At 69.5% G+C, this 20,800-nt stretch carries 17 protein-coding genes; 11 read left to right on the forward strand and 6 right to left on the reverse strand.

Annotated elements, in window-relative coordinates; translation table 11 throughout:
• Nucleotides 1–13 precede the first annotated feature (13 nt).
• From G537_RS0122460 to G537_RS45450, 3 genes are all read left to right on the forward strand, one after another.
• Complete coding sequence (locus G537_RS0122460; RefSeq protein ID WP_051248886.1) at nucleotides 14–901, forward strand: LysR family transcriptional regulator; 888 nt, start codon at nucleotides 14–16, stop codon at nucleotides 899–901.
• 63 nt (nucleotides 902–964) lie between these two features.
• The gene (locus G537_RS0122465; RefSeq protein WP_026872030.1) at nucleotides 965–1,684 is read left to right on the forward strand and encodes a class I SAM-dependent methyltransferase; all 720 of its coding nucleotides are present in this window, start codon (nucleotides 965–967) and stop codon (nucleotides 1,682–1,684) included.
• A 256-nt stretch (nucleotides 1,685–1,940) separates the two neighbouring features.
• A complete protein-coding gene (locus G537_RS45450) occupies nucleotides 1,941–3,455 on the forward strand; it encodes a calcium-binding protein (RefSeq protein WP_162146138.1) in 1,515 nt (504 codons plus the stop codon).
• Between the two features lie 138 nt (nucleotides 3,456–3,593).
• Here the strand turns inward: G537_RS45450 and G537_RS0122475 are convergent, their stop codons facing one another.
• Entirely contained in the window at nucleotides 3,594–4,175 is a 582-nt protein-coding gene (locus G537_RS0122475; protein ID WP_026872031.1) for a dienelactone hydrolase family protein, read from the reverse strand.
• 235 nt (nucleotides 4,176–4,410) lie between these two features.
• On the opposite strand from G537_RS0122475, the gene G537_RS0122480 reads away from it, so the two are divergent.
• The gene (locus G537_RS0122480; RefSeq protein ID WP_026872032.1) at nucleotides 4,411–5,166 is read left to right on the forward strand and encodes a carboxymuconolactone decarboxylase family protein; all 756 of its coding nucleotides are present in this window, start codon (nucleotides 4,411–4,413) and stop codon (nucleotides 5,164–5,166) included.
• Nucleotides 5,167–5,176: 10 nt separating this feature from the next.
• Nucleotides 5,177–5,560, forward strand: a complete 384-nt coding sequence (locus tag G537_RS0122485) for a putative quinol monooxygenase (RefSeq protein ID WP_026872033.1) — start codon at nucleotides 5,177–5,179, stop codon at nucleotides 5,558–5,560.
• Between the two features lie 25 nt (nucleotides 5,561–5,585).
• Here G537_RS0122485 and G537_RS0122490 read toward each other — a convergent pair whose 3' ends face one another.
• Nucleotides 5,586–6,479, reverse strand: coding sequence for a LysR family transcriptional regulator (locus G537_RS0122490; protein WP_026872034.1), 894 nt, complete (start codon nucleotides 6,477–6,479; stop codon nucleotides 5,586–5,588).
• A 107-nt stretch (nucleotides 6,480–6,586) separates the two neighbouring features.
• Between G537_RS0122490 and G537_RS0122495 the strand changes: the two genes are divergently transcribed.
• The 5 genes from G537_RS0122495 to G537_RS0122515 all read left to right on the forward strand — a co-directional run bounded on the left by G537_RS0122495 (nucleotide 6,587) and on the right by G537_RS0122515 (nucleotide 12,476).
• A complete protein-coding gene (locus tag G537_RS0122495; RefSeq protein ID WP_026872035.1) occupies nucleotides 6,587–7,078 on the forward strand; it encodes a cyclophilin-like fold protein in 492 nt (163 codons plus the stop codon).
• Nucleotides 7,079–7,091: 13 nt separating this feature from the next.
• Nucleotides 7,092–7,490 carry a DUF2255 family protein gene (locus G537_RS0122500; protein ID WP_026872036.1) on the forward strand — a complete coding sequence of 133 codons (399 nt, stop codon included), beginning with the start codon at nucleotides 7,092–7,094 and terminating at the stop codon, nucleotides 7,488–7,490.
• Between the two features lie 511 nt (nucleotides 7,491–8,001).
• The gene (locus G537_RS0122505; protein ID WP_211230468.1) at nucleotides 8,002–9,099 is read left to right on the forward strand and encodes a lactonase family protein; all 1,098 of its coding nucleotides are present in this window, start codon (nucleotides 8,002–8,004) and stop codon (nucleotides 9,097–9,099) included.
• Between the two features lie 220 nt (nucleotides 9,100–9,319).
• Nucleotides 9,320–10,051 (forward strand): protein-L-isoaspartate(D-aspartate) O-methyltransferase, encoded by a 732-nt coding sequence (locus G537_RS0122510; RefSeq protein WP_026872038.1) that lies wholly within the window; start codon nucleotides 9,320–9,322, stop codon nucleotides 10,049–10,051.
• 4 nt (nucleotides 10,052–10,055) lie between these two features.
• Nucleotides 10,056–12,476, forward strand: a complete 2,421-nt coding sequence (locus tag G537_RS0122515) for a polyamine aminopropyltransferase (protein ID WP_026872039.1) — start codon at nucleotides 10,056–10,058, stop codon at nucleotides 12,474–12,476.
• An 81-nt stretch (nucleotides 12,477–12,557) separates the two neighbouring features.
• Here G537_RS0122515 and G537_RS0122520 read toward each other — a convergent pair whose 3' ends face one another.
• Together G537_RS0122520 and G537_RS0122525 are read right to left on the reverse strand one after the other, a co-directional pair.
• Nucleotides 12,558–12,962 (reverse strand): DoxX family protein, encoded by a 405-nt coding sequence (locus G537_RS0122520; RefSeq protein ID WP_051248892.1) that lies wholly within the window; start codon nucleotides 12,960–12,962, stop codon nucleotides 12,558–12,560.
• Nucleotides 12,963–12,973: 11 nt separating this feature from the next.
• Nucleotides 12,974–13,201 (reverse strand): DUF4287 domain-containing protein, encoded by a 228-nt coding sequence (locus tag G537_RS0122525; RefSeq protein WP_026872041.1) that lies wholly within the window; start codon nucleotides 13,199–13,201, stop codon nucleotides 12,974–12,976.
• Between the two features lie 150 nt (nucleotides 13,202–13,351).
• Here G537_RS0122525 and G537_RS0122530 point away from each other — a divergent pair, with 150 nt between their 5' ends.
• Nucleotides 13,352–14,245: a LysR family transcriptional regulator gene (locus G537_RS0122530; RefSeq protein ID WP_026872042.1), complete on the forward strand. Its 894-nt coding sequence runs from the start codon at nucleotides 13,352–13,354 to the stop codon at nucleotides 14,243–14,245.
• A gap of 26 nt (nucleotides 14,246–14,271) precedes the next feature.
• Here G537_RS0122530 and G537_RS0122535 read toward each other — a convergent pair whose 3' ends face one another.
• Both G537_RS0122535 and G537_RS0122540 read right to left on the reverse strand, forming a co-directional pair.
• The gene (locus tag G537_RS0122535; RefSeq protein ID WP_026872043.1) at nucleotides 14,272–17,541 is read right to left on the reverse strand and encodes an efflux RND transporter permease subunit; all 3,270 of its coding nucleotides are present in this window, start codon (nucleotides 17,539–17,541) and stop codon (nucleotides 14,272–14,274) included.
• Complete coding sequence (locus G537_RS0122540) at nucleotides 17,538–20,654, reverse strand: MdtB/MuxB family multidrug efflux RND transporter permease subunit (protein WP_026872044.1); 3,117 nt, start codon at nucleotides 20,652–20,654, stop codon at nucleotides 17,538–17,540. The genes G537_RS0122535 and G537_RS0122540 overlap by 4 nt, the downstream gene beginning before the upstream one ends.
• Nucleotides 20,655–20,800 lie beyond the last annotated feature (146 nt).

Genomic DNA, 20,800 nt, shown 5'->3' on the forward strand with positions numbered 1-20,800 from the left:
ACGGATGTCCGGAATGACCCTGCGGCACACCGACAGCCTCGGCGCGCTCCACGCCTTCGTCCGGGCGGCGGATGCGCGCAGCTTCACCGCGGCGGGGCGGCAGCTCGGCGTCTCCGCCTCCGCCATCGGCAAGGCGGTGGCGCGGCTGGAGGACCGGCTGGGCGTGCGGCTGTTCCACCGCTCCACCCGCTCGGTGACGCTGACGCCGGAAGGCGCGCTGTTCCTGGAACGCTGCCGGCGGATCTTCAGCGAGATCGAGACCGCGGAGATGGAGCTGGCGCAGAGCCGGGGCGCGCCGCGCGGCCGGCTGCGAATCAGCCTGCCTCTCGCGGGCATGCTGATGATGCCGACCCTCAACGCCTTCATGCAGGCCTATCCCGAGATCGAGCTGGATCTCGACTTCAGCGACCGGCTGGTCGAGGTGATCGAGGAGGGCTTCGACGCGGTGGTGCGCGCGGGCGAGGTCAGCGATTCCCGGCTGATGAGCCGGTTCCTGGGGATCTTCCGGCTGCAGCTCGTGGCGTCGCCCGGCTATCTCGAGCGCCGGGGCGTGCCGCGGGCGCCGGAGGAGCTGGCAGGCCACGCCTGCCTGCAGCACCGCTTCGCCACCAGCGGCAAGCTGGAGCCCTGGCCGCTTCGCCGCGAGGTGGCGCTGCCGAGCACGGCGGTGGCGAACACGATCGAGCCGCTGATCGCCATGGCCGAGGCGGGGCTGGGCATCGCCTGCCTGCCGGACTTCGCCATCCGCCGGCAGATCCGGGAGGGCCGGCTGGCGGTGGTGCTGGCCGATCACACCGAGCACGAGGGCGTGTTCCGCCTGCTGTGGCCGCAGAGCCGCCATCCCGCGCCCAAGCTGCGGGTGTTCGTGGATTTCATGGCGCGGAATCTGTTTCCGGGGTGAGCTACAGTGGCCCTCCGCGCTGACCGAAGCTCTCCGAGAGCGCCAAAACGGGAGGATGGCCCCATGGATCTCGCCGACAGCTGGGAAGCCCAGGCCCAGCAATGGATCCGATGGGCCCGGCAGCCCGGCCACGACAGCTATTGGCGACACCACCGCGACCACTTCCTCCGGCTTCTGCCACCGCCCGGCCGGCGGACGGTGGACATCGGCTGCGGCGAAGGCCGTCTGACGCGGGATCTGAAGCGGCTCGGGCACCGGGTCGTCGGCATCGACGCATCCCCCACCCTCGTCGCCGCGGCCCGCGAGGCGGATCCGTCGATGGATGTCCGGCGGGCCGATGCGGCCGCGCTTCCGCTGGAGGACGCCAGCGCCGACCTCGCGGTCGCCTTCATGTCGCTCCACGACATCGACGCGATGCCCGCCGCGGTCCGGGAGATCGCGCGGATCCTCGAACCCGGCGGGAAACTGTGCCTGGCGATCGTCCATCCCATCAATTCGGCCGGCCGTTTCGAACGCCGGACCGCCGACGCGCCCTTCGTCATCGAGGGGGACTATCTTCGCCCCTTCCAGTACTCGGACGCGGTCGAGCGGGACGGCTTGACGATGACGTTTCACAGCCGGCACCGGCCTCTCGAGGCCTATTTCCTGGCGCTCGAGGAAGCCGGATTCCTGGTCGAGGCGCTGCGCGAGCCGAGCGTTCCGGACCATGCGATCGTCGCGGAAGCCGGCCGTCGGTGGCAGCGCCTGCCGCTCTTCCTGCATATCCGCGCCCGCCGTCCGTGAAGGCCATGGCCCGCAACGGGTGAGCGCGGGATTTTCCAGCTCTCTCGACGCCACGAGCAGTTCACGACACGCCGGGCCCTCATCCGGTCGCCGGGGTCCATCGGCCTGGGACATTCCCCCTCCGGGGAAGGGGTATGGGGACCGCTGTCCTTTCGTACGAGCCCTCTCATACCGAATTACTCAAATCTCGATCAAAGATTTCATTTATTTTTATGAAATCGAACCAATTCCAGATTGGCGTTTTGGAGGCATTGCAGTGGCTGTCTTTTCAGTGCTGAACGGCACCGGCATCAACGGCAACGGTATTCATTTCGGCTCGATCGGCCAGATCGCGACTTCAGGATTCGCTGGCGACCCCGCCATCACGGCGACCACGATCGACGTCTGCTTCAATGACGGCGGCCTTCTCCACGTCACGGGCAGCGGCCTGGGCTACAACCCGCCATCCGACTTCACCGGCTATGTCGACAGCCTCACCTACTCGCGACCCGGCAACACGCCGGTCTTCAGCATCACCGGCTTCTCCGAGGCGCTGGGCGACCTCGCCGGACTGGTCACCGGCGGCAACGAGCTGAAGATCCTCGCCGACCTGTTCTCGGAGAACGACACGATCTCCGGGTCCTGCGTGGCCGATTTCCTCATCGGCTTCTGCGGCGACGACGTCCTGAACGGCGACAACGGCAACGACAAGCTGCGCGGTGGTGCCGGGGCCGACACGCTGAACGGCGGCAACGGCCGCGACACCGCCGATTACCAGGACTCCTGCGAAGCCGTCTTCGTCAATCTGGCGAGGGGCACCGCCAGGGGTGGCGACGCCAAGGGCGACGTCCTGAACAGCATCGAGAATCTCACCGGATCGGCCCATAACGATTACCTGGGCGGCGATTCCGGCGCCAACACCCTGATCGGCGGCGCCGGCAACGACAATCTTGCCGGCAACGGCGGGGCCGACATCCTGGACGGCGGCGCCGGCAGCCAGGACATGGCGGACTACGTCTACTCGGGCGCCGGAGTGAAGGTCAGCCTCGCCGCCCATACCGCCAGCGGCGGCGATGCCGAGGGCGACACGCTCACCAATATCGAATGGCTGCGCGGCTCCTACTTCGACGACGTCCTGACCGGCAATGGCGGCGCCAATTTCCTGTCCGGACTCGGCGGCACGGACAGGCTCGATGGCGGCGCCGGCAACGACCGGCTCGTCGGCGGCGCGGGGGCCGACGTCCTGATCGGCGGTGCCGGCGTCGACACCGTGCTGTACGACAATGCCAGCGCCGGCGTGACGGTGAACCTGGCCAACCCCGCGGTGAACACCGGGGATGCCGCCGGCGACACCTACAGCAGCGTCGAGAACGTCGTCGGCAGCACCTTGAACGACACCCTCACCGGCAACCACATCGCCAATTATCTGTACGGCTGGAACGGCGCCGACATCCTCAATGGCCGCGGCGGCGCCGACCTCCTGTCCGGCGGCGCCGGGGCGGATACCTTCGTCTTCTCCTCCGTTGCGGACACCCCCGTCGGCGCGTTCGACCGGATCAACGACTTCTCCCGGAGCCAGGGCGATACGATCGACGTGTCGGGCATCACGGGCGGCCACGGCACCTTCATCGGTACGGCGGCGTTCAGCGGCACCGCCGGGGAAGTCCGGATCCTCGTCGGCATCACCCAGACCGCCGTCTACATCGACGCGAACGGCGACGGAAAGGCCGATGCGCAGATCCGCCTCACCGGAGGGGCGGTCACATTGACGGCGGACGATTTCGTGCTGTGACCATCATCGGGTCGGGGCGGAGTGCCGCCCCGACCCGTGCCTTGCAGATCCGGACGCGCCGTCCGTGAGGATCACGAGGTCGGGTTCGCCTGCAGCGAACCCGACCTGCGCTGTTGCCGGGCTGGGAAATGAACAGCGTCAGATGCGATCCAGGAACGCGAGCACCCGCTTGGTGAGCAGCGCGGCCGCATCCGGGTCGTAGGACGGAAGCGAGCTGTCGGCGAAGTAGTGCTGGTCGCCGGGATACAGGAACAGCTCCGCGTCCTCGACCTTCGCCACGATCTCGCGGGCCGCGTCGATGTCGCCCTCGCCGACGAAGATCGGGTCGTTGTCCATGCCGTGGATCTGGACCGGGACGCCGTCCGGCCAGGGGCCGAAGGCCCAGTCGCCGCTGATCGGCAGGCAGGAGTGGAACAGCAGGGCCCCGCGGGCCCCCGGCCGTGTCTGCGCCAGCTTCTGCGCCGGCAGGACGCCGAAGGAGAATCCGGCATAGACGAGCCCGGGCGGCAGGCCGTCGGCGACGCGGACGCCACGCTCCCGCATCTCCTCGAACCCGATCGTGCGGATATGGGCGAGGCCCTCGTCGATGCTGCGGAACGTGCGCCCGTCGAACAGGTCCGGCGTGTGCACGACGTGCCCGGCGGCCCGCAGATCATCGGCGAAGGCATGCACGCCGGGGGTCAGCCCCTGGGCGTGGTGGAACAACAGGATCTCGGCCATCGGCAGCCTCCGGATCGGATGGTCGGGTGCAGGTCCGATCACCTTACGGTGTCGCTCCCGTCACCGGAAGGCGTGTGCCGGCGTCGACGCCTGCGGATCCATAAGGCCGTCTAATAGGCTCATGCGCATTCCCCCGGCTAATCGCGTGCCGCGGCGCCCGCTATAACCGGAAGACGGCGAACCCGGCACACGCCGGGCGGCCTTCCGGCTCGACGCAACGATCGACAGGGCTGTCATGAGTCCTCTTGCCGCCGTCATCGCCGTCCTGTGCCTGACGACCGCCTCGGCGGCGCAGGCGGAGCCATCGGAGAAGGATCCGCACATGGTCGCCCCCGCCCTGGAGAGATACACGCGGGACACGCTGCTGGGCGGGGTCTGGAAGCGCCCGGACCTGTCGGCGCGGGACCGGAGCATCGTCACCCTCGCCGCCCTGATCGCGCGCAACCAGACCGTCGAGCTGCCGTTCCATCTCGGCCTCGCTCTCGACAGCGGCGTGGCGCCCCGCGAGATCTCGGAGATCATCACCCACCTCGCCTTCTATTCCGGCTGGGGCAACGCGACGGCGGCGGCGACCGTCGCCCAGGACGTCTTCGCCGCGCGCGGGATCGGCAGCGACCAGCTGCCCGCCGCCGCGCCGGCCCTCCTGCCGCTCGACGAGGCGGCCGAGGCGCAGCGCGCGGCGCGCGTCGGAGAGCAGTTCGGCGCGGTCGCCCCGGGGGTCGTGCAGTACACCACGGATGTGCTGTTCCGGGACCTGTGGCTGCGCCCAGACCTGGCGCCGCGCGACCGCAGCCTGGTCACGGTCAGCGCCCTGGTCGCCACCGGCCAGGTCGCCCAGATGCCCTATCACCTGAACCGGGCCATGGACAACGGCCTGACCCAGCCGCAGGCCGCGGAAGCCCTGACGCAGCTGGCCTTCTATGCCGGCTGGCCGAACGTCTTCTCGGCCCTGCCGGTGGCGAAGGACGTGTTCGAGAAGCGCCCGAAATAGCAGGCCCGCCATGAACGCCAGGACGGTTATCGCCGCCTCGCTGCTCACGCTCTCGCCGGGCGGCGCTTCCGCCGACCAGGTGCAGGAGCCGTATATCCGCCTGGCGGAGCTGGAGATCGACCCGGCCCGGGCGCAGGAATTCAGCGCCGCGATCAGGGACGAGATCGAGACCGCCGTTCGCGTGGAGCCGGGCGTCCTGGCGCTCTACGCCGTGTTCGAAAAGGACGATCCGGCTCGGGTCAGGGTCTTCGAGGTCTATTCCGACGAGACCGCCTACCGGACGCATCTGCAGACCCCGCACTTCCAGAAATTCCGGGCCGACACGGAGACCATGATCCGGTCCCGCAGGCTGCTCGACGCCGTCCCCATCATCCTCGGTGCGAAGGCGAAGTGAGGGTGGAAGGCTTGGCGGCCCCGCCTCAGCCCCGGTGGCGCAGCGCGTCGACCAGCAGGGCGAAGGCGGCGGAGGTCTGGCGCCGGCTCGGATAGTACAGGTGATAGCCCGACCAGGGCGGGCACCACTCCTCCAGCACCCGCCGGAGGCGGCCCCTGGCGAGATGGGGCCGCGCCAGGTCCTCCGGCACATAGGCCAGGCCGAAGCCGGCCAGAGCGGCGTCGAGGACCTGGAAGATGCCGTTGAAGACGAGCTGGCCTTCGACCCGCACCTTCATCTCGCGGCCGTCCCGTTCGAACTCCCAGGCGTAGAGCCCGCCATAGGTCGGCAGGCGCAGATTGATGCAGCTGTGCGCGACCAGGTCCTGCGGCGTCTGCGGCGGCGGCCGCCGCGCGAAATACGACCCCGTCCCGACCACGGCGAAGCGGATGTCCGGCCCGATGCGTACCGCGACCATGTCCCGGGCCACCTGCTCGCCCCAGCGCACGCCGGCGTCGTAGCGTTCCGCGACGATGTCGGTCAGCCCGTAGTCGATGGCGAGCTCGACCCGGATGTCGGGATAGCGGGGCAGGAACCGCTCCAGCTTCGGCCACAGGACCGACCGGATCGCATGGTCGCCGGCAGTGATCCGGATGGTGCCGGACGGCTTTTCTCCGAGCTCACTGACCGAAGCCAGCTCGGCCTCGATCTCCTGCAGCCGCGGGGCGACCGTGCGCAGCAGGCGCTCGCCCGCCTCGGTCAGCCCGACGCTGCGCGTCGTGCGCGTCAGCAGCCGGATGCCCAGCCGGGTCTCGAGCTGGCGGATCGTCTGGCTCAGCGCCGATTGCGAGACGGCCAGCTTCGCCGCCGCCTTGGTGAAGCTCCGTTCCCGCGCGACGGCGACGAGGGCGGCCAGGTCATCCAGGTGTCCACGCTGCATTTATCGGCACTGCTTATAGGTCCATGCGGATTGTAGCGGCTAATCGCGAAGACACCACGCCCTTAGAGTCCGGGTCCCGACACCGACGACCGCACCAGAGGGAGGCGATGATCAACCGCAGGCGCGTCCTCGCTGCCGCCGGCGGCATCGCTGCCCTCACGGCCGCCGGAGCCGTCGCGGCACCGGCGACGGCCGTGCCGGGAAGGATCGGATCCGTGCAGGCATCCCATCGACGGACAGGCACCATGAAGATCGGCATCCGGATCGACGACACGGTCCTGACCGCCACGCTCGAGGACAGCGCGACGGCCAGAGACTTCGCATCCCTGCTGCCATTGACCGTGACGCTGCGGGACTACGCATCGACCGGGAAGATCGCCGATCTGCCGAGACGGTTGTCCGAGGAGGATGCGCCGGCGGGATCCGATCCCTCGGTCGGAGACATCGCCTACTACGCGCCCTGGGGGAATCTCGCGATCTTTCATCACGATTTCGGCTACTCGCGCGGGCTCATCCATCTGGGAACGGTCGAGTCCGGCATCGAGGCGCTGAGCCGCCCCGGGCCGCGGACGGCGACGATCGAACTCCTGGACCGGTAAGGGAGATTCGGCAATGGAATGGCCAAAAGACGAGCTGCACCGGATCACCGCGGCCGACGACCTGCACGTCGCGCCGTTCCGGGAGGACGGGCGGACCACCGGCACGCCGACCTGGATCTGGTCCGTCGCGGTCGAGGACGGGCTCTATGTCCGCGCCTACAACGGCACGGCCTCGCGCTGGTACCGGGCGGCGTTGCGGCAGAAGGCCGGGCGGATCGCCGCCGCCGGAATGACCCGCGATGTCACCTTCGAGCCGGTCGACGGGCCGATCCAGGACCGGATCGATGCAGCCTATCGAGCCAAATACGGCGGCAGCCCGTATCTGGCCGCGATGATCGGCCCGCGCGCCCGCGCCGCCACCGTCAGGATCGCCCCGCGAGGCCGGGTGACGTCGGCACATCAGAAAGGATGAAGCCTTGCGCGGCGGGCCGAGATCCGGGATGCCCGCCTCCGGCGGCGGGGCCGGCCCACCGCCCCCGGAGGCGGGCCGGTCCGCCGGAGGACGGAGTCCGTCCCCTCCGGATGGCGATCTTCCCGCTCATCGCCGGCTTTTCTAGGATTTTCCTTGGGTTACCCTGCGGCATGGTCAGCATCCCCACCCCGCTGGCCGCCGGGTTCCCCAAGGGCGGGATCGGGTTGCCACACCCTTACCGAAGGCCCGGTCCCGCCCCCCGACGGGAGGTCAAAGCGAAGCGGTGCGCGGCCGGGCCGATCGAGACCCGGCCGTGGCACTCCCGTCACCCCCGCATGGATCGATGCGCAGACCGCATCGATCGATACCCGCTTCGGCTTGGACGGCCATCGGCGACCATAAGACCCTTCCGGGCCGAGAGAGGCGCCGAGACGCGCCCGCTCTCATTCGGGGAGGAAGAATCGTCTTGGCCACTCACACTTCATTGCGGATGCTGGCAGGAATGCTCGCCTTGGCCTCATCGCTCACCGCCTTCGGTCCGGCGCCGGCTGCCGCCGGCACCTTCGTCTATGTCTCCAACGCGGCGGACGGGGATATCGACGGCTATGCCATGGACAAGGCGACCGGCGCGCTGACGCCGCTCGGCAAGACCCGGGCCGGGAAGCAGGTGATGCCGATGGCGGTCAGCCCGGACAAGCGGCATCTCTACGCCGTGGTCCGGTCGCAGCCCTTCACGGTCCTGACCTATGCCATCGATCCGGCCAACGGCTCGCTGCGGCAGGAGGCGGCCGCGCCGCTGCCCGACAGCATGGCCTATGTGTCGACCGACGCCACCGGCCGCTTCCTGTTCACGGCCTCCTACGGCGGCGACAAGGTCGCGGTGAGCCCGATCGACGCGGACGGGCTGGTCCGGTCCGAAGCGAGCCAGGTGATCCCGACCGGCAAGAACGCCCATGCGATCCGCGCCGACCGGACGAACCGCTTCGTCTACGCGACCAATCTCGGCAGCGACCAGATCGCCCAGTTCGCGTTCGACGCCGCGACCGGCCGGCTGACGCCGGATAACCCCCCGGCCGTCAAGGTGGCGGCCGGCAACGGCCCGCGCCATCCGGTCTTCTCGCCGGACGGCAAATACCTCTACGTGCTGTGCGAACTGTCCGGCAACGTCATCCGGTTCGCCGTCGACCAGGCCAAGGGCACCCTGACCGAGCTCGACAGCACCGGCACGGTGCCGCCGGAGGCCGGGCTGGTGCCGGGCCCCCCGCCGGGGGCGCCGGCCGGCGACAAGCCGAAGATCTGGGCCGCGGACCTTCAGATCACGCCCGACGGCCGGTTCCTCTACGCCACGGAGCGGACGACCAGCCGGATCGCCCTGCTCTCTATCGACCCCGACACCGGGAAGCCCGCCTATCTCGGCAACACCCCCACGGAGACGCAGCCGCGCGGCATCAGGATCGATGCGAGCGGCACCTATCTCGTCGCGTCGGGCGAGAAGTCGGACCGGCTGTCGGTCTACCGGATCGACAAAGCGGGCGGCGGCCTGACGCCGGTGGGCCGTGCCCCCGTCGGCCAGGGTGCGAACTGGGTCGAGATCGTCGACCTGCCGTAGCATCGGGCCCGGACCGTTCGTAGGTTGGGTTCGCGACCGCGAACCCAACATTCGACCGTTCCGGGGCATCGGTACTGTTGGGTTCGCGTGCCGCGAACCAACCTACGCGCTCGCTGACGACCCCGTTGGCGCGATCTCCGTCAGGGACAATTTGATCTAGACTGAAGTATCGGCCGCCGACGAACCGTCTCGAAGGACTGGCGGCAACGAGGGTTCAGTCATGGATCGGAGACTGATATCGCTCGCCGCAGCGCTGTCTCTGCTCCCCTCCGCGGTGTCCGCGATGGACCATGCGGCGGCGCGGGAGCGGATGGTCGAGACGATCATCGACCTCGCCAGGGGCGATACGGGGCCGTTGGGGTCCGAGGGCATCGACCCGCCCGTCCTGTCGGTGATGCGCCAGGTGCCCCGGCACGAATTCGTGCCCGACGAGTCCCGCGACAAAGCCTATGAGAACCGTCCGCTGCCGATCGGCTACGGGCAGACGATCTCCCAACCCTTTGTCGTCGCGCTCATGACCGACCTTCTGGACCCCGGGAAGGACGGCGTCGTTCTGGAGATCGGCACCGGGTCCGGCTACCAGGCGGCCGTGCTCTCTCCCCTGGTCCGCCACGTCTACACGATCGAGATCGTCGAACCGCTGGCCGAACGGGCGGCAGAGCGGCTGAGAGCGCTGGGCTACGACAACGTCGTCACGCGTCACGGCGACGGCTACTACGGCTGGCCCGAGCATGGCCCATATGACGGCATCGTCGTCACCGCGGCGGCGAGCCATATCCCGCCGCCCCTGGTCAACCAGCTCAAGCCGGGCGGCCGGATGGTGATCCCGGTCGGCCCGCCATTCATGACCCAGAACCTGATGCTGGTCACGAAGGACGGAGAGGGCAAGGTCCGCACCGAGGTTCTCCTGCCGGTCTCCTTCGTGCCTCTGACCGGCGCCGGCGCCCGCTGAGCCCGTGGCGCTCCTCACCGCCATCGCCATCCTCGCGGGCGCCGCCATCGCCCTCGAGATCCTGCTGATGCGGCTCTTCTCGATCCTTCTGTGGCACCATTTCGCCTACATGATCATCAGCGTGGCGCTGCTCGGGATCGGCGCCAGCGGCACGTTCCTGGTCTTTGCCAAGAGCCTCCTGGCACGGCGGTTCACCTTGGCCTTCGCCGGGTTTGGGGTCCTGTTCGCGGTGTCTGCCGTCGGCGGCTTCGCCCTGGCGCAACGCGTGCCGTTCAACCCGCTCGAGGTGATCTGGGACGCCGGGCAGCAGGTCCGTCTCGCGCAGATCCAGCTGTTGCTGGCCCTGCCCTTCTTCGCGGTCGGCGCCGCGATCGGACTGGCCTTCATCCACAGTGCGGACCGCATCGCGAGCCTCTACCGGGCCGATCTGTTGGGCGCGGGCCTCGGCGCCATGCTGATCGTGGCGCTGCTGGTCGTCGCCTGGCCGCAGGACTGCCTGCGTCTCGTCGGCGGGCTCGGCTTCGCTGCCGCCGCATTTGCCGCCTGGGCCGGCGCCGCGCGCCGGTGGGCCATCGCGCTCGCCGCCCTCGGGGCGATCTCCATCGCCGCCTGGCCGGCGTCGTGGCTGGAACTGTCGCCCTCGCCATACAAGGGCCTGAGCCTGGCGCTGACGGCGCCCGGCGCACGGGTCGTGACGCAACGATCGAGCCCGCTCGGGCTCCTGACGGTCGTGGAGAGTCCGGTCATCCCGCTGCGGCACGCCCCGGGCCTGAGCCTCGGCGCGACGACCGAGCCGCCGCCGCAGCTCGGCATCTTCACCGACGCCGAATCCCTGACCCCGATCGTCCGCTTCAGCGGTGATCCGGGCGCGCTGGCCTATCTCGACCAGCAGACGATGGCGCTGCCCTTTCATCTGCTGGAGCGCCCGCACGCGCTCATCCTGGGCGCCGGCGGCGGTGCCGACGTGCTGCGGGCGCTGCTTCACGAGGCGCGGCATGTCGATGCCGTCGAGCTCAACCCGGCGCTGCTCGATCTGGTGCGGGACGACCTCTCCGACTTCGCCGGAGGGGTCTATGGCCGTGCCGATGTGACGCTTCACGCCGCCGAAGCGCGCAGCTTCGTCGAGGCGAGCCGGGACCGGCGATGGGACCTGATCCAGGTGGCGCTTCTCGACTCCTTCATCGCCGCCGCTGCCGGCGTCCAGGCGCTGGGCGAGACCGGGCTCTACACGGTCGAGGCCCTGCAGGCCTATCTGCGGCACCTCGCCCCGGGCGGCGTGCTGGCCGCCACCCGCTGGGTGCGGTCGCCGCCGCGCGACGCGGTCAAGCTCTTCGCCACCGCCGTGCTGGCGCTGGAAGCCATGGGCGTGCGGACGCCTGGCGACAGGCTCGCCATGATCCACGGCTGGGACACGGCGACGCTTCTGATCAAGAACGGGTCCCTCACAGCCGCCGACGTCGCGGCGATCCGGGCGTTCGCGGAGGCCCGCGCCTTCGACGTCGCCTGGTATCCCGGGATGTCGGCCGCGGAAGCGAACCGCTTCACCCGTCTCGCCGAACCATCCCTCCACGAGGTCGCCGCGGCGCTGCTCGGACCGGCCCGCCAGCGTTTCCTCGACGACTACAGCTTCGACATCGCCCCTGCCACCGACGACCGGCCGTACTTCTTCCGCTTCGTCAAATGGCGGCTGCTGCCGGAGCTCTGGGCGCTGCGCGGCCGGGGCGGGCTGACCCAGGCGGACGCCGGCTACCTCGTGGTCCTGGCCGCGCTGCCGCTGTCGGCGGCGGCCGGACTCGCCCTGATCCTGCTGCCGCTCTCGATCCTGCGTCCCAGGTCCGCCGGGGGCGGAGCGTTGGCGCGGTGGCGGGTGGCGATCTATTTCCTGATGCTCGGCTTCGCGTTCATCTTCATCGAGATCAGCTTCATTCAGCGATTCACCCTGTTCATCGGCCACCCGCTCGCGGCCGTCGCCGTGGTGCTCGCGGCCTTCCTCGTCTTCGCCGGGCTGGGCAGCGGCCTCTCCCGGCGACTGTCGCGGCATCGGCCTCTCGCGGTCGCGATCGCCGTGGCCGGCATCGCTTCCCTTGCCGGTCTCTACCTCATCGCGCTGCCTTTCGTGTTCACGGGGCTCGCCGCCCTCCCGGTCTTCGCCAAGGCGGCGGTCGCGGTCCTGCTGATCGCGCCCCTGGGCTTCGCCATGGGCCTGCCTTTCCCGCTCGGCCTCGGGCGGGTGGCGGCGGAGACGCCAGGGCTGATGCCCTGGGCCTGGGGCATCAACGGCTGCGCCTCGGTGGTCGGCGCCGTCCTCGCCAGCATCCTGGCCATGCATCTCGGCTTCACCATCGTCGTCGGCCTGGCGCTGACGCTTTACGCCGTCGGTGCGGCGGTCTTCTTCCTGCCGGCTTCGGGTCGCCCATCGCAGTAGGAGCGCCGCTGGCCGGGACGGCCGAGCGCGCGGCTCTTCGCATCCACCACCGCCATCGGGACGATATGCATCCTGCCGAGCTCAGCGACGGTACGGGATGAGCCCGCGCAGGCGATCGTCCCTGAGATAGAGGCCGCCCCAGAGCATGATGCCCAGATAGACGCCAAAGAGCGTGTGGCTGAAGAGAGGGCTGCCGATGCGCGCATGGGTGGCGACCGTACCGCCGAGATAGGCCGTGAGGAGCACGGCGCCGAGCACGGCTGTCCGCGGCAGCGCATAGAGCGCGGTGCAGATCAGCAGGATGATCCCGAGCGGGACGACGCTCGCGGCCGGCCAGCCGATCTGCGCGGTGGTGTCCAGCACGACGGGCAGCCGCAGCAGCTTCATCGCCGCATCCATCAGCAGGAAGAGGATCACGAGCGTGCTCAGGCCATGGCCGGCCCAACGCATCCGTTTCGAGGCGGTCTCCGCGGCCGTGGCGGTCATGCGTCTTCTCCCTATGTCCTCGCGGCATCCGAGCCTTTGAGGACGGCGTAGATCGCCATGGCGTGACCGTGGCCGAGCTCGAACTCATCCTTGAGCCACTGCGCGATCTCGCCCGCCCTGACGCCGTTCTTCAGCCGGCCGTGTCGGGTGAAACCCTTCTGATCTGCCAGCGTCTTGAAATCGTCGGCGCTCTTGCCCGTCTTTGCTTTGATATTGTCGAGATAAGCCTGGAACGACATCGATCACCCCTCGCGATTCAGCTGAAGAAGAGGAAGACAGAGGTCCGCTCGGATCACGGCTGATACAGGGAGCCTCCAGGCTAGGCCATCCCGGGTTCGTTGATAATACGATATGCGGACCATACACTCTCCAGCAAACCGGGAGAACGGATGGGCCGCCTTCGAGACCTGGAGACGTTCATCGCCATTGTCGAGAGCGGCAGCCTGACGGCGGCCGCTCGCCGGCTGAGGCGTCCGCTCCAGTCGGTCAGCCGATCGCTCTCCGTGCTGGAGCGCAGCATCGGCGTCGAGCTCGTCCGCCGCACCACGCGGCAGCTGAATCCGACGGAAGCCGGGATCGAGTTCTACAGCCGCGCGAAACCGGCGGTGGCGGAAATCAACGAGGCGACGCTGCAAGCCGGCAATCGCCGGATCGAGCCTGCGGGCCTGCTGCGCATCGGCGCGCCGGTGTTCTTCGCCCCCGCCTACATCGTGCCCGCGGTGGCGGACTTCATCGCACGGCACCCGCACGTCGAACTGGACCTGAAGCTGTCCGACAGGTTCGCCGACCTCGTCGAGGAGCAGCTCGACCTGGCCGTCAGGATCGGAGAGCTGCAGGACGCGGACCTGAAGGCGAGGCGCCTCGGCGAACTCCGCCGCGTCTTCTTCGGCGCGCCCTCCTATTTCGCGAAGAACGGCCGGCCCGACCACCCGACCGCCCTGCTGCGGCATCAATGCGTCGTGCGGTCGGTGGGGCCGAACGACAGCCGCTGGCCGTACAAGGACCGAGACACGGTCAGGACCGTGCAGGTGACGGGCCGGTTCCGGGCCGACCACGGCGCTTCGATGTATGCCGCCGTCACCGCCGGAATGGGGATCGGCTTCACGCCGCTATGGCAGATCCGCCGGCTCGTCGACGACGGGCAGGTCGAGCTCATCCTCGTCGACCATGAGCCGCCGCCGGTGCCGATCCAAGTGGTGTGGCCGGGCAGCAAGCTGATGCCGGCGAAGACCAGGCTGTTCATCGACCTTCTCGCCGATCACCTGAGGAATGCGCGGCTGTAGCGATGATGCCGGATCGGCCGGTGCCCCTACTCCGCCGCCTGCGGCCCGCCGGCGAGGCGCGGGAAGGCTCGGTGCCAGTGCCCACGCGCCCATAAGCGGAACCGGTCGAGCACCAGGTACAGCACCGGGGTGGTGTAGAGCGTCAGCAGCTGGCTGACGACGAGGCCGCCGACGATGGCGATGCCGAGCGGCTGGCGCAGTTCGCTGCCCGCGCCGAAGCCGACCGCCAGCGGGATGGCGCCGAAGATCGCCGCCATCGTCGTCATCAGGATCGGGCGGAAACGCAGCAGGCTGGCCTCGAGGATCGCCTCGCGCGGAGGGAGGCCGCGGCTGCGCTCCGCCTCCAGCGCGAAGTCGATCATCATGATCGCGTTCTTCTTGACGATGCCGATCAAGAGGATGACGCCGATCATCGCGATCAGGCTGAACTCGGTGCCGAACAGCATCAACGCCAGCACCGCCCCGACCCCGGCCGAGGGCAGGGTCGAGAGGATGGTGATGGGGTGGATCGTGCTCTCGTACAGGATGCCGAGTACGATGTAGACCGCGGCCAGCGCCGCCAGGATCAGCACCGGCTCGTCGCGCAGCGAGCTCTGGAACACCTGGGCCGTGCCCTGGAAGCTGCCATGGATGGTGGCGGGCACGTGCAGCTCGACCATCGCCTGCTGCACCGCCGCCGCGGCATCGCCGAGGGATTTGCCCGGCGCCAGGTTGAACGAGATGGTGGTCGCCGCGAACAGGCCCTGGTGGTTGACCGAGAGCGGCGTGTTGCCGGGGCCGGTATGGCTGATCGCCGACAGCGGCACCATCGTCTCCTGCACGGTGCTGACCGCAGCGCCGCTGGAGGTGCCCTTGCGGCCGGCATTGGCCAGCGCGTTGGTGGCGGCGTTGGCGGCCGACTGCGCCACCTCGCTGACGGTGCCGGAGCCGATCGTGCGGCCCGCCGCATTGGTGCCGGCGGTGCCGCTGGCGCTGCCGCCCGAGGTGCTGACGTACAGGTCCTTCAGCATCTCCGGGCTCTGCCAGTATTGCGGCGCCACCTCCATCACCACGTGGTACTGGTTGATGGCGCTGTAGATGGTCGAGACCTGGCGCTGGCCGAAGGCGTCGTAGAGGGTGTTGTCGATCTGCTGCGGCGTGATGCCGAGCCGCGAGGCGGTGTCGCGGTCAATGACGATGTCGGTCTCCAGCCCCTTCTGCTGCTGGTCGGAGTTGACGTCGGCCAGAACCGGGCTCTGCTGCAGCGCCTGTACCAGCTTCGGCCCCCATTCCTGCAACTCCTGTGAGGAGTCCGACTGCAGCGTGTATTGGTAGGCGGCGTTGCTTTGCCGGCCGCCGGCGCGGATGTCCTGGGCCGAGACCAGGAACAGGCGGACGCCCGGCACCACGGCCAGCCTGCCGCGCATCCGGGCGATCACCTCGTTGTCGCTGACGCCGCGCTGAGGCAGCGGCTTCAGCGTGACGAAGACCTGGCCGGTGTTGGTCTGCGACCGGCCGCCGCCCCCGCCGCCGGTGAAGCCGACGACGCTCTCCACCGCCGGGTCGGCGCGGACGATATCCATCAGCTGCGCCAGCTTCTGCTGCATCAGCTGGAACGAGATGCTCTGGTCCGCGACGATGCCGCCGACCAGCCGGCCGGTGCTCTGCTGCGGGAAGAAGCCCTCGGGGATGACCGCGAAGAGGGCGATGTTGAGGCAGACCACGCCGAACAGCACCAGGATGACGAAGCCGCTGTGCCGCAGCGCCCAGGCGAGCGTCCGCTCATAGACCCGCAGCGTCCGGGTCAGCAGGCCGGGGCCGCGGCCCGCCGGGCGCGGCCGGCGGCGCAGCAGCAGGGCGCACAGCATCGGCGTGGCGGTCAGCGAGATCGCCATCGACACGGCGATGGCGACCGAGAGCGTCAGCGCGAACTCCCGGAAGATGCGGCCGACCAGCCCGCCCATCAGCAGGATCGGCAGGAACACCGCGACCAGCGAGATGCTGATCGACAGCACGGTGAAGCCGACCTCGCGCGCGCCGCGCAGCGCCGCCTGGCGCCGCGGCATGCCGGCCTCGACATGGCGGGCGATGTTCTCCAGCACCACGATGGCGTCGTCGACGACGAAGCCGGTGGCGATGGTCAGCGCCATCAGCGACAGGTTGTCGAGGCTGTAGCCCAGAAGGTACATCGCCCCGAAGGTGCCGATGATCGAGACCGGCACCGCCACTGCGGGGACGATGGCGGCGCGCGGGTCGCGCAGGAAGGCGAAGACCACCAGCATCACCAGCGCGACCGAGATCAGAAGCGTGAGCTGGGTGTCGTTCAGCGAGGCGCGGATGGTCCCGGTGCGGTCGGCGGCCGGGGTGATCTCGATGTCCCTGGGCATCGCCGCGCGCAGATGCGGCAGCTCGGTCTTCACTCGGTCGACCGTGTCGATGATGTTGGCCCCGGGCTCGCGGAACAGCAGCACCAGCACCGCGGGCTGGCCGTCGGCCAGGCCAGCGTTGCGCAGGTCCTCGACCGAATCCACCACCTCGGCCACGTCCGACAGCCGCACCGCTGCGCCGTTGCGGTATGCGATCACCAGCGGCCTGTAGTCCTCGGCCCGGCTGGCCTGGTCGTTGCTGGTGATCTGGAAATGCCGTCCGGCCTCCTCGATCGCGCCCTTCGGGCTGTTGGCGTTGGCCGCCGCCAGCGCCGCGCGGACGTCCTCGAGCCCGATGCCGTAGCGGGCCAGCGCCTGGGGGTTCAACTCGACCCGCACCGCCGGCAGCGCGGCGCCGCCCAGCGTCACGTTGCCGATGCCCTCGATCTGCGACAGGCGCTGCTGCAGCACGTTGCTGGCGGCGTCGTAGATCTGGCCGCGGGTCAGGGTCTTCGAGGTCAGGGCCAGGATCAGCACCGGCGCGTCGGACGGGTTGACCTTGCGGTAGGTCGGGTTGCTGCGCAGCGCCGCCGGCAGGTCGGCCCGGGCCGCGTTGATCGCCGCCTGCACGTCGCGCGCGGCGCCGTCGATGTCACGGTCGAGGCCGAATTGCAGCGTGATCCGGGCCTGGCCGACCGAGCTCTGCGACGTCATCTCGGTGACGTCGGCGATGGCGCCGAGATGCCGCTCCAGCGGGCTCGCCACCGTGGCCGCCACCGTCTCCGGGCTGGCGCCGGGCAGCGAGGCGGTGACCGAGATGGTCGGGAAGTCGACCTGGGGCAGGGGCGACACCGGCAGCTGCAGATAGGCGAAGAGGCCGGCCAGGACGATGCCGAGGGTCAGCAGCGTGGTCGCCACCGGCCGGGCGATGAAGGGGGCGGAGAGGTTCACGCCCCCTCCTCCCCGGCGCTGAAGCGGGAGCGCGGCCGCCGCCCGGTGACCCGCTGGGCCAACCGGTCGAAAGCCAGGTAGATCACCGGCGTGGTAAACAGGGTCAGCAGCTGGCTGACGACGAGGCCGCCGACGATGGCGACGCCGAGCGGCCGCCGCAGCTCCGACCCCATGCCGGTGCCGAGCATCAGCGGCAGGGCGCCCAGCAGCGCCGCCAGGGTGGTCATCAGGATCGGCCGGAAGCGCAGCAGGCAGGCCTGGAAGATGGCCTCGCGCGGCGGCCTGTCCTCCTCGCGCTCCGCCTGCAGCGCGAAGTCGATCATCATGATCGCGTTCTTCTTGACGATCCCGATCAGGAGGATGATGCCGATGATCCCAATCACATCGAGCCCATCCCCTGCCGCCATCAGCGCCAGGAGGGCGCCGAGGCCGGCCGACGGGAGTGTGGAGAGGATCGTGACCGGGTGGATGAAGCTCTCGTAGAGCACGCCCAGCACGATGTACATGGTCGCGATCGCGGCCAGGATCAGCAGTGCCTCGTTCGCCAGCGAGGACCGGAAGGCGGCGGCCGAGCCCTGGAAGGCGGTGACGAAGCTGTCGGGCAGGCCGACCTCCTTCTCCGCCTTCCCGATCGCCTCGACGGCCGCGCCCAGCGAGGCGCCCGGGGCCAGGTTGAAGGAGACCGTCGTCGCCGGGAACTGGCCGAGATGGGTGATCTGCAGCGGCCCGGCCCGCTGCTCGACCCTGACGATGGCGGAGAGCGGCACCTGCCCGGTCGAGGACAGCGAGGACGGCAGGTAGAGGGCCTTCAGCCCGTCCAGCGACTGCTGCAGCGACGGGGCGGCCTCCAGGATCACGCGGTACTGGTTGGCCTGGGTGTAGATGGTCGAGACGATGCGCTGGCCGAAGGCGTCGTAAAGCGCGTTGTCGACCGTCGCCGGGGTGATGCCGAAGCGGGCGGCGGTGGCGCGGTCGATCACCAGGTCGACGGCCAGGCCTTGCTGCTCGTCGTCGCTGGCGACGTCGGTGATCTCCGGCACCTGCTGCAGCCGCTGCATCAGCCTCGGCACCCAGTCCTGGAACTGGTCGAGATCGGCGTTCTGCAGCACAAACTGGTATTGGGTGCGGCTGACGGTGGAATCGATCGTCAGGTCCTGCACCGGCTGCATGTAGAGGGTGATGCCGGGCACGCCCGCCGTTTCGCGCCGTAGCCGGTCGATGATTTCTCCGGCTGTCGCGGTACGCTGGCCGAGCGGCTTGAGGTTGATCAGGAAGCGGCCGCTGTTCAGCGTGGTGTTGGTGTCGTCGACGCCGATGAAGGAGCTGAGGCCGGCGACGTCCGGATCCTTCAGGATCGCCTCGGCCAGGGCCGACTGGTGCTTCGCCATCTCGGCATAGGAGACGGTCTGCGCCGCCTCGGAGATGCCCTGGATCATCCCGGTGTCCTGCTCCGGGAAGAAGCCCTTCGGGATGACGACGTAGAGCGCCAGGGTCAGAACCAGCGTCGCCACCGCGACCAGCAGCGTCAGCACCTGGTGGTCCAGCACCCAGCCGAGGGCGCGGCCGTACCGGCCGATGACCCAGTCGAAGGCGCGCTCGGCCGCGCGGTCGAAGCGGCCGCGCTCGGCCGCCGGCCGGTGCCGCAGCAGCCGGGCGCACATCATCGGCACCAGGGTCAGCGACACCACCGCCGAGATCACGATGGTGACGGCCAGCGTGATCGCGAATTCGTGAAACAGCCGGCCCACAACCTCGCCCATGAACAGGAGCGGAATCAGGACGGCGATCAGCGACACGGTCAGCGAGATGATGGTGAAGCCGATCTGCTCGGCCCCCTTCAGCGCCGCCTGCAGCGGCGGCTCCCCCGCCTCGACGAAGCGGGCGATGTTCTCGATCATCACGATCGCGTCGTCGACGACGAAGCCGGTGGCGATGGTCAGGGCCATCAGCGACAGGTTGTCGAGGCTGAAGCCCAAGAGGTACATCGCCGCCAGGGTGCCGACCAGCGACAGCGGCACCGACAGGCTGGGGATGATGGTGCCCGCCGCCGTGCGCAGGAACAGGAAGATCACCATCACCACCAGCGCCACGGCCAGCATCAGCTCGAAGCCGACATCGGCGACCGAGGCGCGGATCGTGACGGTGCGGTCGTCGAGCACCGCGACCTCCGCCGCGGCGGGCAGGCCGGCCTCGAGCTGCGGCAGGATCGCCTTGATGCCGTCCACCACCTCGATCACGTTGGCGCCGGGCTGGCGCCGGACGTCGACGATGATCGCCGGCGTGGTGTTCGCCCAGGCGGCGAGCCTGCCGTTCTCCGGCCCGCTGACCACGGTGGCGACGTCGGACAGGTGGATCGGCGCGCCGTTGCGGTAGGCGACGACCACGTCCTCGTAGTCCTGCGCCCGGGTGATCTGGTCATTGGCGTTGATCGTCGACGACCGCATCGGCCCGTCGAAATTGCCCTTCGGCGTGTTGACGTTGGCGTTGCCGAGGGTGGTGCGGATGTCGTCGATGGCGAGGCCGTAGGCGGCCAGCGCCTGCGGGTTCACCTGGATGCGCACCGCCGGCCGGGCGCCGCCGCTGAGGCTGACCAGGCCGACGCCAGGCTGCTGCGAGATCTTCTGTGCCAAGCGGGTGTCGACCAGGTTCTGCAGGTCGGTCAGCGGGATCGTCTTCGAGGTGACGGCCAGCGACAGGATCGGCGCGTCGGCCGGGTTGACCTTGGCATAGATCGGCGGCGCCGGCAGGTCGCCGGGCAGGAGGTTGCCGGCGGCATTGATCGCGGCCTGCACCTCCTGCTCCGCCACGTCGAGGCTGAGGTCGAGGTCGAACTGCAGGGTGATGACCGAGGCGCCGGCCGAGCTGGCCGAGGTCATCTGGTCCAGCCCCGGCATTTGGCCGAACTGCTTCTCCAGCGGCGCGGTGACGGAGGAGGTCATCACCTCCGGGCTCGCCCCCGGATAGAAGGTCTGAACCTGGATGGTCGGGTAGTCGACCTCCGGCAGGGCCGAGAGCGGCAGGAAGCGGTAGGCCACGGCACCGACCAGCAGGATCGCCGCCATCAGCAGCGAGGTGCCGACCGGCCGCAGGATGAAGGGACGCGACGGGTTCATGGCCGGCCTCCGACCTGGTGGGGAGGCGATCGTCTCCGGTGGCGGAAACCAAATGAGTCCCCCCTCCCTTCGCGGGAGGGGGATAGGGGGAGGGGGTTCCTTCGGCTCGCACCGGCGCCGATCGGCAGGCCGCGGCGATAACGAAG

The organism is Inquilinus limosus DSM 16000, from assembly GCF_000423185.1.
GTDB classification, from domain to species: Bacteria; Pseudomonadota; Alphaproteobacteria; order DSM-16000; family Inquilinaceae; genus Inquilinus; species Inquilinus limosus.